We start from the raw sequence: 13,892 nt of genomic DNA on the forward strand, positions 1-13,892 counted from the left end.
GTTTGGTTTAATTATTGATAATAAAGAATAAACTAAATTTGATTAAATAATAGGCAAATAGAAAAGAGAAAAATAATTACAAAGTTATTAGTAATTATCGGTATGATATTCTGTATATCAAGCAGAGCCTAAAGCAGCACAGAGTTCGTGCGTTTCTACAACGAAGATGCTGCGCAGCTGACGGCCGCCAATATTATCGGCTGATGGTTGTTTTGAAGTTTAAGGCCGTCTGAACTTGATATTTCATGTTCAGACGGCCTTAAACTTTGTGTTTGTTAACTATATAATATCCGACCCATTTGTTTAAAAAGGCCATCGCCATGAACACCATACGCACCAAAATTTGCGGTATTACCCAACCTGAAGACGCACTGGCTGCGGCCGAATTGGGTGCGGATGCCATCGGGCTGGTGTTTTACGCCAAGAGTAAACGGGCTGTGAGTATTGAGCAGGCGCAGGCGGTTGTGAGAAATTTGCCGCCGTTTGTATCGGTGGTGGCCTTGTTTGTGAATGAAAACGAGCAAACCATCCGTGAGATTTTGCGTCAGGTGCCGATAGATGTGATTCAGTTTCACGGCGATGAGGACGATGATTTTTGCCGTCGGTTTGACCGCCCGTATTTGAAGGCCGTGCGCGTACAGTCCGCTGCCGATATTCAGACGGCCTGTGCCAAATTTCCGAATGCCCGCGCTTTGCTGTTTGATGCCTATCATCCGACCGAGTACGGCGGTACGGGACAAAGTTTCGACTGGACCATGTTGCACGGCAATATCGGCAAACCATGGATACTTGCCGGCGGATTGACTGCGGAAAACGTTGCCGAAGCGGTGAAAATCAGTGGCGCGGCGGCGGTGGATGTGTCCGGCGGCGTTGAAATCTCCGGCGGGGTTAAGAGCAGGGAGAAAATGGCGGCGTTTATTCAGGCGGTAAAGGCCGTCTGAAAATTTGTTTGAATGAAAAGCAACCGGAATACAGCTATGCAAGAGCCAATCGTTGAGTCCCATCCCTTCGCAGCCTTGTTGCCGCCGCAGGCAACGGTCATGATGATGGGGACGTTTCCGCCTAAAGAAGAAAAACACGCAATGCAGTTTCATTATCCGAATTTTCAAAACGATATGTGGCGCGTGTATGGGCTGGTGTTTTTCGGCGATGCGGCGCATTTTCAAAAGCCGGGAGAAAAGGCGTTTGATGCCGATAAAATCAAAGCGTTTTTAAGTGAGAAGGGGATTGCATCCTGTCCGACTGTATTGAAGGCGATACGCGAACATGGCAATGCTTCGGATAAGTTTTTAAAAGTGATAGAAACCGTCGATTTGGTGGCAGTATTGGCGCAAATGCCTGAGTGCTGCCATCTTTGTACCACCGGTGGCAAGGCAACCGAAGTTTTGTTGAAGATTCAAGGAAACGGCATGAAAATGCCGAAGACAGGTGAAACAGTACCGTTCCCTTATGCAGGACGTGATTTGACCCTAACGCGCCTGCCTTCGACTTCGCGTGCCTATCCTTTAAGTTTGGCAAAAAAAGCGGCGGCATATCGGGCTTTTTTTGAAACGGCTGGATTGACTGTTTTTCAGGAGTAGAGCGATGGACCGTTATGAAATCTCTTTAATGACGTTTATGGCTTTGTGGTGGCTTTTTAATGTCGTCTCAGTGTGGCTGAAGGCCAAACAATGGCATATCAAGGTATTGTTGGGCGGAACGCTTTTGTATGTGATACAAATATCTGCAGTCATTATGTCTGTTAACGGCCTTAATTGGATATTTTTGAACATAAGCACTATAAATACCAATGAGTTGATTATTGCTTTGCTTGTGCTTAACTTTCTGGGTTGTTGGTTGCTGGCACTGTGGCTGGGGATGTTGGCATTGAAACTATGCCTGAGAAACAAAAACGAAGAAAAATATATCGCGCCGCCGTTGGGTACGGCATTGATTGCAACATCGAGCTGTACGCTGTTGTTCCTATTTTGTCTGCTGATATTATTATTCAATTAGTTGCCGACAAGATGAATAGAAAACGGCTATAATTGCTGACAATTTTACTTTCAGACGGCCTTGTACTGAATCAGGCCGTCTGAAACCATAAAACGAACAAGGAAAAATCCCATGAAAAATTATCACGCTCCCGACGAGAACGGCTTTTTCGGCGAACACGGCGGCCTGTACGTTTCCGAAACCCTGATTCCGGCTTTGCAAGAATTGGCAGAAGCCTATAAAGCAGCGAAAGAAGATCCTTCATTTTGGGAAGAGTTCCGCCATGATTTGAAACACTATGTCGGCCGTCCCAGCCCTGTTTACCATGCCGCGCGATTGTCCGAGCATTTGGGCGGCGCGCAAATCTGGCTGAAGCGTGAAGATTTGAACCACACCGGCGCGCACAAAGTCAACAACACCATCGGTCAGGCATTGCTCGCCCGCCGCATGGGCAAAAAACGCGTGATTGCCGAGACCGGCGCGGGGCAGCACGGCGTGGCTTCTGCTACCGTTGCAGCACGTTTCGGCATGACTTGCGACGTGTACATGGGTGCGGACGATATCCAACGTCAAATGCCGAACGTGTTTCGCATGAAATTATTGGGTGCGAACGTGGTCAGCGTTGACAGCGGCAGCCGCACTTTGAAAGACGCGATGAACGAAGCCATGCGCGAATGGGTGGCGCGTGTGGATGATACGTTCTACATCATCGGTACTGCCGCCGGCCCTGCGCCGTATCCTGAAATGGTACGCGATTTCCAATGCGTGATCGGCAATGAAGCCAAAGAACAAATGTTGGAAGCCATCGGTCGCCAACCTGACGTTGCCGTTGCCTGTGTAGGCGGCGGCTCGAACGCCATCGGTTTGTTCTACCCTTATATCGAAGAAGAAAACGTGCGCCTCATCGGCGTGGAAGCCGGCGGTTTGGGCGTGGATACCCCCGACCACGCCGCACCGATTACCAGCAAAGCCCCCATCGGCATATTGCACGGCTTCCGCAGCTACCTGATGCAGGACGAAAACGGTCAAGTTTTGGGGACGCACTCCGTTTCCGCAGGCTTGGACTACCCAGGCATCGGCCCGGAACACAGCCATTTGAACGACATCAACCGCGTCGAATACACCGTTGCCAAAGACGACGAAGCACTCGAAGCCTTTGACTTGCTCTGCCGTTTCGAGGGCATTATTCCTGCGCTGGAATCCAGCCATGCCGTTGCTTGGGCGGTGAAAAACGCGCCGAAAATGAGCAAAGACCAAGTGATTTTGGTCAACCTCTCTGGTCGTGGCGATAAAGACATCAATACCGTGGCAAAACTCAAAGGCATTGAGTTGTAAGCCTTATTGATTGAGTAGCAAAGGCCGTCTGAAAAAGCTGGATTTCAGTCTTTCAGACGGCCTTTGTTTCCGTAATGATTCAGCGTAGTATTTTATCCGCGCAAACTCTATCAAGTATCGGCGGCTAAGGGAATTTATCCTTCCAAACTGAGCTTGTACGCTTTCTAAACCGATTATTCAAGTTATCCATCACCATGAAACATTTAGCAATCCATCTAAAACTATTGGGCATGGCGGCGTTTTGGGGCGCATCTTGGCCGATGGGGCGGATGCTGGGACAAGCACTGCCGCCTTTAACGGGCGGTATGCTGCGCTTTTTGACGGCGGCAATCTTGCTTTTGGGCTGGCTGTTTGCACGGTATCGGTTGCGTACTTTGGCGGTTTTGTCACGCAAACAATGGCTTGGGTTGGCACTGGCGGCGGCATTCGGCGTTTTTGGTTTTACCGTATTGTCTATGCTGGGTTTGCAACGGATTCCTGCTTCAAGGGCGACGGTGTTGGTCACGTTTAATCCTGTGTTGACAATGTTTTTTGCGGCTTTGCTATTTGGAGAGAAACTCAACGGCAAGATTGTGTCGGGTATGTTGTTGGCAGTGGCAGGCTCGATATGGGCGGTCACGCATGGCGAGATTGCGGCGTTTTTGTCGGGCGGTGGCATAGGGTGGGGCGAAGTGCTGGTATTTTGTAGCCTTTGCTGCTTGGTTACTTATACGATGATAGGCAGGGCGGTGTTGCAGGGGATTGATGCGCTGACGGTCACCGTGGCCACTGCTTGGCTGGGTGCAATGATGTTGTTGCCGCCTGCGTTGATTTCAGACGGCCTGCCGTTTGGTATGCTTGCCGAAATGGACGGCAGGGGCTGGTTTGCTTTGATTGGCCTGTCTGTCGGCGCAACGGTTTTGAGCTATGCGTGGTATTTTGAAGGCGTGAAGACTTTGGGCGCAGGCAGCGCGGCGGCGTACATCACTTTGGTGCCGGTATTCGGTATTTTGTGTTCCGCTTGGTTTTTGGGCGAGGCATTGCATGTTTCCTTGGTTGCCGGCTGTTTGGCGGCGGTGGGCGGATTGGCGTTGATGCAGTACGGAAGACGTGCCGTCTGAAATAGAAAATATGTTATATAATAATGAAACTAATCAAACCATTGTTTTCAACATGTCTGAACCTTCCTCCCTGCTCGATTTTGACCGCGCCCATTTGCTTCATCCCTATACATCCATGACCGACCCGTTGCCTGTTTATCCGGTGCGCCGTGCGGAGGGCGTGCATATTGAATTGGCGGACGGCACGCGGCTGATTGACGGGATGTCGTCTTGGTGGTGTGCGATACACGGCTACAATCATCCTTTTTTAAATCAGGCGGTTGAGGCGCAGATTAAGCAAATGTCTCATGTGATGTTCGGCGGTTTGACGCATGAACCTGCGGTGGAATTGGGCAAGTTGTTGGTCGGGATTTTGCCTCAGGGTCTGGACCGTATTTTTTATGCGGATTCGGGGTCGGTTTCGGTGGAAGTCGCGCTGAAAATGGCGGTGCAATACCAGCAGGCGCGGGGTTTGACGGCGAAGCAGAATATTGCGACGGTGCGGCGCGGGTATCATGGCGATACTTGGAACGCGATGTCCGTCTGCGATCCGGAAACGGGAATGCACCATATTTTCGGCAGCGCTCTGCCGCAGCGTTATTTTGTCGATAATCCGAAAAGCCGCTTCGACGATGAATGGGACGAGGCGGATTTGCAGCCTGTCCGCGCCTTGTTTGAAGCGCATCATGCGGATATCGCCGCCTTTATTTTAGAACCGGTCGTGCAGGGCGCGGGCGGCATGTATTTTTATCATCCGCAGTATCTTCGCAGATTGCGCGATTTGTGCGACGAATTTGATATCGTGTTGATTTTTGACGAAATTGCCACCGGATTCGGGCGCACGGGCAAGATGTTTGCCTGCGAACACGCGAATGTCGTGCCGGATATTATGTGTATCGGTAAGGGCTTGAGCGGCGGCTATATGACGTTGGCGGCGGCAATCACTTCGCAAAAAGTCACCGAAACGATTTCGCGCGGCGAAGCGGGCGTTTTTATGCACGGCCCAACGTTTATGGCGAACCCGCTGGCGTGTGCCGTTGCCTGCGCTTCGGTCAAGCTGCTTTTGTCCCAAGACTGGCAGGCAAATATCCGCCGCATCGAAAGCATCCTGAAAGGTCGTCTGAAAACCGCATGGGACATTCGCGGCGTGAAAGACGTGCGCGTTTTGGGTGCCATCGGGGTGATCGAGTTGGAAAAAGGCGTGGACATGGCGCGTTTTCAAGCGGACTGCGTGGCGCAGGGCATTTGGGTGCGCCCGTTCGGCAGGCTGGTATATCTGATGCCACCTTACATCATTTCAGACGGCCTTTTGACCGAAATTGCCGATAAAACCGTGCAAATTTTGAGGGAACACAGCAAATGAAAGGCGTTTACTTCGTCAGCGGCATTGATACGGACATCGGCAAAACTGTCGCCACCGGCGTGTTGGCAAAACAATTATTGCAGCAGGGCAAAAGCGTGATCACGCAAAAGCCTGTGCAAACCGGTTGCCAAGACATCGCTGAAGACATCGCCGTCCACCGTAAAATTATGGGCATACCCATGCAGGAAGCCGACAAACAAGGGCTGACCATGCCCGAAATCTTCAGCTATCCGGCTTCTCCCCATCTCGCCGCCCGTCTTGACGGCAGGGCTTTGGACTTAGAGAAAATCTGTACTGCCACTCAAGAATTGGCGGCGCAATACGAAATCGTCTTGGTCGAAGGCGCGGGCGGATTGATGGTTCCGCTGACGGAAAATTTATTAACCATTGATTATATCCGTCAGCAAGGTTATCCCGTCATCCTCGTTACCAGCGGACGGCTAGGCAGTATCAACCACACTCTGCTCAGCTTCGCCGCGCTCAAACAATACGGCATTCAGTTGCGCAGCCTGATTTTCAACCATATTCACGACAGCAAAGATGAAACTGTTTCTGGCGATACTTTGGAATATCTTAAAGGCCGTCTGAAAGATGAGTTTCCCGAAACCAAATGGCAGGAGTTGGCCAAGACAGAGGTGTCTGATGAAGCTTGATATACCGCGTGGCACGCTTTGTTCACATGCCGAAGCTTCAAGTCTTTTGTCGTCTAAGGTCGGACATCTGCTGACCGTTTCTTCGCTAACCGCTGCTTTGCGTGCTTCCGGCAAGGGTTTTTCAGTTGAGCCAGTGTATTTGGGTTTGACGAAGGGTGCGGAAAACGGAGACGAAATCTTTGTGCGCGATGTTTTGCTCAAACTGGACGACGAAACAGTGATACAAGCCAGAAGCGCGTGCCGACCGGACAGCAGTCTATGGACAGAATTATTGGATTGCGGAACGCAGCCTTTGGGTGAGAGACTGTTTGACGGTACATTGCCGTTGAAACGTTCGAATTTTGAGTTTCTTCGTTTTGAAGATTCCGACCATCCATCTTTCAGACGGCCTGTTACCGCGCGCCGTTCGTATTTCGATTGGAACGGCGAAACATTGGAATTAACAGAATATTTCTTATTGAAATTAATAGATTTATACCGCTAAGGCCGTCTGAAAATAAAACCGATTACCGATGTTTGTCATAATTCTATTATAATACAATAAACTAAATTGTTAAGATCTGTTTAATTTCAGACGGCAATAAATTATAATAAGAGTTAAGGCTCTAAAAAAGCCTTTCCTTCCGAATCGATATATAAACAACGACACATTACATCAATGAACATAAGGCGCTTTTTCTTACAAATTCTACCGCGTTACGCTGTCGGACGGATGGTGATATACGCTAAGCTGATGCGCGTCGACAAACCCATTGGTACACTGCTTTTGCTGTGGCCGACTTATTGGGCATTGTGGATTGCGTCTAAAGGCGTTCCCGACGCGGATATTTTTATTGCCTTTACCGCAGGCACATTTTTGATGCGCAGCGCAGGTTGCGTCGTGAATGACTTTGCCGACCGCAATTTTGACGGTGCAGTAGAGCGCACCAAAAACCGCCCGTTTGCCAAAGGCTTGGTTTCCAAAACCGAAGCACTACTTTTGACCGTCATGCTGTGTCTTATGGCGGCTTTATGCTTGGTGCCGCTCAACCGTTTTACTTGGCTGATGAGCCTTCCGGCCTTGTTCCTTGCCATCACATATCCCTTTACCAAACGCTTTTTCCCGTTGCCGCAGTTTTATTTAGGACTGGCATTTTCGTTCGGCATTCCCATGGCCTTTGCCGCCGTGCAAGGCCGAGTGCCTCCCGAAGCGTGGCTGATGTTTACCGCCAATGCCTTATGGACGTTGGCTTACGACACAATTTATGCCATGGCGGACAAAGAAGACGATTTGAAAATCGGCATTAAAACTTCGGCAATCACATTTGGCCATCACGACATTACTGCCTCTATGCTTTGCCATTTTTGGTTTACGGTATTGATGGCGGTGTTGGGTATTAAAATCGGTGCAACTTGGCCGTATTGGTTGATATTGCCGATAACTGTTTATTGGCAGTATCAGCAATATGTTGTCATCCGTACGCGCAATCGCCAGTTGTGCTTCCAAACGTTTTTGGCCAACAACCGCATCGGTTTGGCGTGGTTTTGCGGATTGGTCTGCCATTATTTTTGGTCGTTTTTGGTTTCCAAACTGTTTTAAAAAAACTAGGCTGAGGCCGTCTGAAAAGAAAGGGAAGAGGGGTATGCCGGGCATACCCCTTTTCATTTGAATCATAGTTTGGCTATTGATAGCATTTTCACTTTAAATTCAATATAAGCAAGCAGTTGGATTATTTTTAGCTCGTTAAAAAATATCAAAAACAACATGGAAAATGTTAGCAGGGCGAGTGTAAATTACGCCTTCAGGATTGAGATTTGCACCGACAATCGGTACAATCCCATTGTTTTGCGACATTTAAAAGAGATACACATGAGCCTGATTGGCGAAATTTTACCTTTGTCCCATATCGTTTTGGATTTGGAAGTCAGCAGCAAAAAACGTCTGTTTGAAGAGGCCGCACAGCTGCTGGAGAATGAAGCAGAATTACCGAATACCAACGTGTTCGACTGCCTGTTTGCCCGTGAAAAGCTTGGTTCGACCGGTTTGGGGCAGGGGGTGGCGATTCCTCACGGCCGTCACGCATGCGTGAAAAAAGCCACCGGTGTGTTTATCCGCACCAAAGAGCCGGTTGCCTTTGATGCGCCCGACGGCAAACCCGTTTCCCTGATTTTCATCCTGCTTGTGCCTGAAAACGCTACCGGCGAACATTTGGAAGTCTTGTCCAAACTGGCCGGCAGATTCTCTCAAAAAGCCATCCGCGAAGCGTTGATGGTCGCTACTTCTGCCGAAGAAGTACGCACACTCCTGAGCGAAGAGTAATTCATGCCCAGCATATCCGTCCGCCGCCTGTTTTCCGATAATCAGCACAAACTCGAACTCGCTTGGGCTGCCGGTAATTCCGGCGCGGACAACCGTATCGGTGTCGAAGCCGATAAACCCGTCTTGGCCTTGGTCGGCCACTTAAACTTTATCCATCCCAACCAAATTCAAGTTGTCGGTGTAGCTGAAGCCGAATATTTGCGCCGCTTGGAAACGGGCGAACTCAACTACGATTTCGGCGAACTTTTCGACATTCCCATGTCTTTGGTCATCGTCGCCAACGGCTTGCCTGTTTCGCCCAAATTGCGCGATTATTGCCATACCAACAGTATTCCCTTGCTGACTTCCAAACAGGAAAGCCCGCACCTGATGGACGTTTTGCGGATTTATCTGCAACGTACATTGGCTACTTCCACCATCAAGCACGGCGTATTTTTGGATGTATTTGAAGTGGGCGTACTCATTACCGGACAATCCGGCTTGGGTAAGAGCGAATTGGCATTGGAGCTGATTTCGCGCGGTCACAGCCTGATTGCCGATGACGCGGTCGAACTTTTCCGTACCGGCCCGGAAATGCTGGAAGGCCGTTGCCCGCCTATGCTGCGTGATTTCCTCGAAGTACGCGGTTTGGGCATACTCAATATCCGCCATATTTTTGGCGAAACCTCCATCCGTCCGAAAAAAATCCTCCAGCTGATTATCAATTTGGTTCCGGCCGACGACGGATACATGAAACAACTCGATCGATTGAGCATCCGTACCGAAACTGAATCTATCCTCAACGTCAGCATCCGTTCCGTTACCCTACCTGTTGCAATCGGTCGAAACTTAGCAGTATTGGTTGAAGCTGCAGTGCGCAATTACATCCTTCAATTGCGCGGTAAAGACAGCACCAAAGAATTCCTCGAACGCCATCAAACACAACTCAAAGAAAACGAACAAAACCATGAAAATCGTCCTGATTAGCGGCTTATCCGGCTCAGGAAAATCCGTAGCCCTCAAGCAGCTTGAAGATTTGGGCTATTACTGTGTCGATAACCTTCCTTTGGAAATGCTTCCGTCGTTGGTCTCGCTCCATATCGAACGTGCCGATGAAACCAAACTCGGTGTCAGCGTTGATATCCGTTCCGGTATCAATATCCAAGAAGCACAAGAGCAAATCCAATATTTGCGTAATGAAGGACATCAAGTCGAAGTCCTGTTTGTTGAGGCGGAAGAGGGCGTTTTGGTTCGCCGCTTCTCAGAAACCCGTCGCGGACACCCTTTGTCCGGTCAAAACCTGACTTTGGTGGAAAGCCTGCAAAAAGAACGCGAATGGCTCTTCCCGCTTAGAGACATCGCATATTGTATCGATACGTCCAAAATGAACGCACAGCAGTTGCGTTATGCCGTTCAACAATGGCTCAATATTGAACGTGTCGGTTTGCTGGTCATTCTTGAATCCTTTGGTTTCAAATACGGCGTTCCCAACAATGCCGACTTTATGTTTGACATGCGCAGCCTGCCCAATCCGTATTACGATCCGGAATTACGCCCCTTTACCGGCATGGACAAGCCCATTCAAGATTATTTGGGGCAGCAGCCGTTGGCTCAAGAAATGGTTGATGACATCGACCATTTTATTAGCCGCTGGTTGCCGCGCCTGCAACAAGAGAGCCGCAGTTATGTGACGATTGCCATTGGTTGTACCGGCGGGCAGCACCGCTCCGTTTATGTTGTGGAAAAACTGGCCGAGCGACTCAAAGGCCGTTACGAACTCCTTGTCCGTCACCGTCAGGCTCAAAGCTTGGCAGGACGCTAACTTGCCGTTTCAGACGGCCTTAAAGGAAGAAACCATGAAAAAAATCAGTCTGACCGCATTATCCCTGCTTATCTTGACCGCCTGTGCAACAGAACCCGTCACTGCTTACCGTTGGCACCGTACCGGCGCAAGCGAAGCTGAAGTTTCCCGCCAAATCAATACCTGCAAATCACAAGTTCAAAATGGAACCAAACGTGGCGCTTCATCCAAAACGTTTGAGCAATGTATGGATGAAGCAGGTTATTACAGTTACGAGCATGGTAACCTCTAAATCCTGATTGACCGATTATCCAAATACCGAGGCCGTCTGAAAAACAATGATTTTTCAGACGGCCTTAGATACGAATAGAAAGAATAAAAAGACATGGCTATCCAATGGTTTCCCGGCCACATGAACAAGGCAAAAAAAGCCATTGCCGAACGCATTAAAAGCGTTGATATGGTAATTGAAATGTTGGACGCGCGTATGCCTGCTTCCAGCGAAAACCCTTTGCTTGCCCAGTTGTCCAAAGGTAAGCCCAAACTCAAAATCTTAAACAAGCAAGACCTTGCCGATCCCGAGCGCACTAAAGTTTGGCTCGAACACTATAACAGCCGCCAAGATACCCGCGCGATTGCGCTTGATTCTTCCGAAACCGGCGCGCATGGCAAAATTACCCAAGCCTGCCGCGCCATGATTCCGCATCGCCAAGGTATCGAGAAGCCGCTGCGTGTCCTGATTTGCGGTATTCCCAACGTCGGCAAATCCACCTTGATTAACGGCATGATCGGTAAAAAATCTGCCAAAACCGGTAATGAACCCGGTATTACCAAAGCCGAACAGCGCCTTTTCCTTGCTGACGATTTCTGGCTTTACGATACCCCGGGTATGTTGTGGCCAAAAATTATCGTTGAAGAAGGCGGCTACAACCTTGCGGCCGGCGGTGCAGTCGGACGCAACGCGTTGGATGAAGAGGAAGTGGCACTTGAGCTTTTGGATTACCTCCGCCGCCATTATCTGGTTCTGTTGCAAGAGCGCTATCAAGCCGACAAAGATCCAAGCAGTCATTGGGATGATACTTCTTGGCTGGAGTGGATTGCAAAGAAACGCGGTGCGGTTTTGAGCGGCGGACGGATCAACTACCAAAAGGCCGCCGAAAATATCCTGACTGATTTCCGCGAAGGCAAAATTGGCAGAATCACGTTGGAAACGCCAAACCAATGGGAAACTTGGCTGAAAAAAGCCAGACAAAAAGAGGCCGAACTTAAAGCCATTCGCGAAGCCAGAAAGGCGGAAAGAAAAGGGCAGCAGCCTTCAGCCGATTAATATAAAAGGCCGTCTGAAATCTATTTTCAGACGGCCTTTTGTTGGAATAGACAATTTAGAGGGCGGTACGGCTGAAGCTGTCCAAGGCTTTATCGGTTTGGATTTGGTTGAACTGCATGGTGGTTTTGTCGCCTTGCTTTTCGTCCAATTCGATTTTACGCACCAGTGTATCGCCGTTGATTTCGATACGGTTGAAGATTTGACGGGTAATGGCGGTTTTCGGAGTTAAGGTCAACGTCCATTTTTTCTCATTGCCGTTTAATTTCAAATCAAATTGTTTTTCCAAGCCTTGGGTATTACCGCCCAAAAGGTCGAGGAAGAGTTTGATTTGGCGGCTTTGGCCGTTGAGCTTGCTGGCGTTTGGGTTGACCCATTGGCTGCCGTTCCATTGCATGATGCCGTCTGAACGCACGCGCAGGGTGGTTTCAAATGGTTTTTGCATTTTCCAGAGCAGGCCTTTTTGTGGGACAAGGGTAAAACTGCCGCTGATAGTCATGGGTTTGCTGAGGGATTTGAGCTGGCGTTGTTGGACAAAATTGCCTTGCACGTTTTGCGGTTTTTGCAGGGTTTGTGCCAATTCGGCAGGGGAAAATGCCCACAAAGCCGGAGCGCTGATGAGGAGAGTAAGAGAAAGAATGGTTTTTTTCATTGTGTTTCCATAAGGTTTGAGGCCGTCTGAAAGTTCAGACGGCCTTTTATTGCTTTAATTATAAGGCTGACAAGGCCTGATTAAAGGTTGCGCTTGGACGCATCGCTTGCGCGGCTTTTTCAGGGTTGGCTGCGTAGTAGCCGCCGATGTCGACCGCTTTGCCTTGTACGGCAGAGAGTTCTTCAACGATTTTGGCTTCGTTGGCAGTCAAAGCGGCTGCCAATGGCGCAAATGCGGCTTTCAGTTCGGCATCTTTGTCTTGCGCTGCCAATTCTTGCGCCCAGTAGAGGGTGAGGTAGAAATGGCTGCCGCGGTTGTCGAGTTCGCCCGCTTTGCGTTTAGGCGATTTGTCGTTCAACAGCAGTTTTTCGGTGGCTGCATCCAAAGTGTCAGCGAGGACTTGGGCTTTGGCGTTGCCGGTTTTTTGCGCCAGATGTTCAAACGATACGGCAAGCGCGAGGAACTCGCCCAAAGAGTCCCAACGTAAGTGGTTTTCTTCGAGGAATTGTTGAACGTGTTTCGGTGCAGAACCGCCCGCGCCGGTTTCAAACATACCGCCGCCATTCATCAATGGAACGATAGACAGCATTTTCGCGCTGGTACCCAGTTCCAAAATTGGGAACAAGTCGGTCAGGTAGTCGCGCAGGACGTTACCGGTTACGGAGATAGTATCTTCACCGTTTTTCAGACGGCCCAAGCTGAATTTAGCGGCTTCTTCAGGAGCGAGGACGCGGATGTCGAGGCCGTTGGTATCCAGTTCGGCAAGGTAAGCTTTAACCTTGGCGAGCAGGCTCTTGTCGTGCGGACGGTTTTCGTCGAGCCAGAATACGGCTGGTGTATTGCTCAGACGGGCGCGGTTGACGGCGAGTTGTACCCAGTCTTTAACCGGAGCGTCTTTGGTTTGGCACATACGCCAGATGTCGCCGGCTTCAACGTCGTGTTGCATCAGGACATTACCTGCTGCATCAACGACTTGAACTTGGCCGTCGGCTTCGATTTCAAAAGTTTTGTTGTGCGAACCGTATTCTTCGGCTGCTTGCGCCATCAGGCCGACGTTAGGAACCGTACCCATGGTTGTCGGATCGAATGCGCCGTGTTCGCGGCAGAAATCGATGGTTGCTTGGTAAACACCGGCGTAGCTGCTGTCAGGAATGACGGCTTTGGTGTCTTGCGCTTTGCCGTTTTTATCCCACATGCGGCCGGAATTACGAATCATCGCAGGCATAGAAGCATCGACGATGACATCGCTAGGAACGTGCAGGTTGGTGATGCCTTTGTCGGAATCAACCATGGCCAAATCAGGGTTGGCGGCGTAAACGGCGGCGATTTCAGCTTCAACGGCTGCGCGGGTGTCCTCATCCAGTTTGTCCAAATTGGCAAGCAGGTTGCCGAAGCCGTTGTTGACGTTGACACCTGCGGCAGCCAATTTGTCG

The 13,892-nt window shown here is 49.8% G+C and carries 16 protein-coding genes; 14 read left to right on the forward strand and 2 right to left on the reverse strand.

Annotation, left to right across the window (positions count from 1 at the left end; all coding sequences use genetic code 11):
• The first annotated feature begins 320 nt into the window (after positions 1-320).
• The 14 genes from ACTHS8_RS09530 (at position 321) to ylqF (ending at position 11,810) form a co-directional block, all read left to right on the forward strand.
• On the forward strand, positions 321-941 hold the full coding sequence (locus ACTHS8_RS09530) for a phosphoribosylanthranilate isomerase (RefSeq protein WP_308880977.1): 621 nt from the start codon (positions 321-323) through the stop codon (positions 939-941).
• A 36-nt stretch (positions 942-977) separates the two neighbouring features.
• Positions 978-1,580 carry a DNA glycosylase gene (locus tag ACTHS8_RS09535; protein ID WP_440373565.1) on the forward strand — a complete coding sequence of 201 codons (603 nt, stop codon included), beginning with the start codon at positions 978-980 and terminating at the stop codon, positions 1,578-1,580.
• Between the two features lie 4 nt (positions 1,581-1,584).
• Positions 1,585-1,995, forward strand: a complete 411-nt coding sequence (locus ACTHS8_RS09540; protein WP_440366991.1) for a hypothetical protein — start codon at positions 1,585-1,587, stop codon at positions 1,993-1,995.
• Positions 1,996-2,106: 111 nt separating this feature from the next.
• Complete coding sequence (gene trpB / locus ACTHS8_RS09545) at positions 2,107-3,309, forward strand: tryptophan synthase subunit beta (RefSeq protein ID WP_440373566.1); 1,203 nt, start codon at positions 2,107-2,109, stop codon at positions 3,307-3,309.
• Positions 3,310-3,503: 194 nt separating this feature from the next.
• Entirely contained in the window at positions 3,504-4,409 is a 906-nt protein-coding gene (locus tag ACTHS8_RS09550) for a DMT family transporter (RefSeq protein WP_070590726.1), read from the forward strand.
• Positions 4,410-4,461: 52 nt separating this feature from the next.
• Positions 4,462-5,751 carry an adenosylmethionine--8-amino-7-oxononanoate transaminase gene (bioA, locus tag ACTHS8_RS09555; RefSeq protein ID WP_440373567.1) on the forward strand — a complete coding sequence of 430 codons (1,290 nt, stop codon included), beginning with the start codon at positions 4,462-4,464 and terminating at the stop codon, positions 5,749-5,751.
• Positions 5,748-6,404: a dethiobiotin synthase gene (gene bioD, locus ACTHS8_RS09560; RefSeq protein WP_440373568.1), complete on the forward strand. Its 657-nt coding sequence runs from the start codon at positions 5,748-5,750 to the stop codon at positions 6,402-6,404. The genes bioA and bioD overlap by 4 nt, the downstream gene beginning before the upstream one ends.
• Positions 6,394-6,888, forward strand: a complete 495-nt coding sequence (locus ACTHS8_RS09565; RefSeq protein ID WP_440373569.1) for a chorismate--pyruvate lyase family protein — start codon at positions 6,394-6,396, stop codon at positions 6,886-6,888. Before bioD ends, ACTHS8_RS09565 begins: the two co-directional genes overlap by 11 nt.
• 228 nt (positions 6,889-7,116) lie before the next feature.
• Positions 7,117-7,983, forward strand: coding sequence for a 4-hydroxybenzoate octaprenyltransferase (ubiA, locus tag ACTHS8_RS09570; RefSeq protein WP_440373570.1), 867 nt, complete (start codon positions 7,117-7,119; stop codon positions 7,981-7,983).
• A gap of 270 nt (positions 7,984-8,253) precedes the next feature.
• Positions 8,254-8,703: a PTS IIA-like nitrogen regulatory protein PtsN gene (gene ptsN, locus ACTHS8_RS09575; protein WP_063075369.1), complete on the forward strand. Its 450-nt coding sequence runs from the start codon at positions 8,254-8,256 to the stop codon at positions 8,701-8,703.
• Positions 8,704-8,706: 3 nt separating this feature from the next.
• Positions 8,707-9,669, forward strand: a complete 963-nt coding sequence (gene hprK / locus ACTHS8_RS09580; RefSeq protein ID WP_063075370.1) for an HPr(Ser) kinase/phosphatase — start codon at positions 8,707-8,709, stop codon at positions 9,667-9,669.
• Positions 9,650-10,504 carry an RNase adapter RapZ gene (gene rapZ / locus ACTHS8_RS09585; RefSeq protein ID WP_063075371.1) on the forward strand — a complete coding sequence of 285 codons (855 nt, stop codon included), beginning with the start codon at positions 9,650-9,652 and terminating at the stop codon, positions 10,502-10,504. Before hprK ends, rapZ begins: the two co-directional genes overlap by 20 nt.
• 34 nt (positions 10,505-10,538) lie before the next feature.
• The gene (locus ACTHS8_RS09590) at positions 10,539-10,775 is read left to right on the forward strand and encodes a hypothetical protein (RefSeq protein WP_036490344.1); all 237 of its coding nucleotides are present in this window, start codon (positions 10,539-10,541) and stop codon (positions 10,773-10,775) included.
• Between the two features lie 93 nt (positions 10,776-10,868).
• Positions 10,869-11,810 carry a ribosome biogenesis GTPase YlqF gene (gene ylqF, locus ACTHS8_RS09595; RefSeq protein ID WP_440373571.1) on the forward strand — a complete coding sequence of 314 codons (942 nt, stop codon included), beginning with the start codon at positions 10,869-10,871 and terminating at the stop codon, positions 11,808-11,810.
• Positions 11,811-11,865: 55 nt separating this feature from the next.
• Here ylqF and ACTHS8_RS09600 read toward each other — a convergent pair whose 3' ends face one another.
• The gene (locus ACTHS8_RS09600) at positions 11,866-12,459 is read right to left on the reverse strand and encodes a LolA family protein (protein WP_440373572.1); all 594 of its coding nucleotides are present in this window, start codon (positions 12,457-12,459) and stop codon (positions 11,866-11,868) included.
• Positions 12,460-12,517: 58 nt separating this feature from the next.
• Positions 12,518-13,892 (reverse strand): NADP-dependent isocitrate dehydrogenase (locus ACTHS8_RS09605; protein WP_440373573.1); only part of this gene is annotated, 1,375 nt, incomplete at its 5' end.

The organism is Neisseria sp. P0016.S008 (genome assembly GCF_051957775.1).
Taxonomy (GTDB): domain Bacteria; phylum Pseudomonadota; class Gammaproteobacteria; order Burkholderiales; family Neisseriaceae; genus Neisseria; species Neisseria flavescens_B.

Bases quoted from the DNA above. Each gene is read 5' to 3' on its own strand.
- ACTHS8_RS09530 (WP_308880977.1), top strand. From the start codon at position 321: ATGAACACCATACGCACCAAAATTTGCGGTATTACCCAACCTGAAGAC.
- ACTHS8_RS09535 (WP_440373565.1), top strand. From the start codon at position 978: ATGCAAGAGCCAATCGTTGAGTCCCATCCCTTCGCAGCCTTGTTGCCG.
- ACTHS8_RS09540 (WP_440366991.1), top strand. From the start codon at position 1,585: ATGGACCGTTATGAAATCTCTTTAATGACGTTTATGGCTTTGTGGTGG.
- trpB (WP_440373566.1), top strand. From the start codon at position 2,107: ATGAAAAATTATCACGCTCCCGACGAGAACGGCTTTTTCGGCGAACAC.
- ACTHS8_RS09550 (WP_070590726.1), top strand. From the start codon at position 3,504: ATGAAACATTTAGCAATCCATCTAAAACTATTGGGCATGGCGGCGTTT.
- bioA (WP_440373567.1), top strand. From the start codon at position 4,462: ATGTCTGAACCTTCCTCCCTGCTCGATTTTGACCGCGCCCATTTGCTT.
- bioD (WP_440373568.1), top strand. From the start codon at position 5,748: ATGAAAGGCGTTTACTTCGTCAGCGGCATTGATACGGACATCGGCAAA.
- ACTHS8_RS09565 (WP_440373569.1), top strand. From the start codon at position 6,394: ATGAAGCTTGATATACCGCGTGGCACGCTTTGTTCACATGCCGAAGCT.
- ubiA (WP_440373570.1), top strand. From the start codon at position 7,117: ATGGTGATATACGCTAAGCTGATGCGCGTCGACAAACCCATTGGTACA.
- ptsN (WP_063075369.1), top strand. From the start codon at position 8,254: ATGAGCCTGATTGGCGAAATTTTACCTTTGTCCCATATCGTTTTGGAT.
- hprK (WP_063075370.1), top strand. From the start codon at position 8,707: ATGCCCAGCATATCCGTCCGCCGCCTGTTTTCCGATAATCAGCACAAA.
- rapZ (WP_063075371.1), top strand. From the start codon at position 9,650: ATGAAAATCGTCCTGATTAGCGGCTTATCCGGCTCAGGAAAATCCGTA.
- ACTHS8_RS09590 (WP_036490344.1), top strand. From the start codon at position 10,539: ATGAAAAAAATCAGTCTGACCGCATTATCCCTGCTTATCTTGACCGCC.
- ylqF (WP_440373571.1), top strand. From the start codon at position 10,869: ATGGCTATCCAATGGTTTCCCGGCCACATGAACAAGGCAAAAAAAGCC.
- ACTHS8_RS09600 (WP_440373572.1), bottom strand. From the start codon at position 12,459: ATGAAAAAAACCATTCTTTCTCTTACTCTCCTCATCAGCGCTCCGGCT.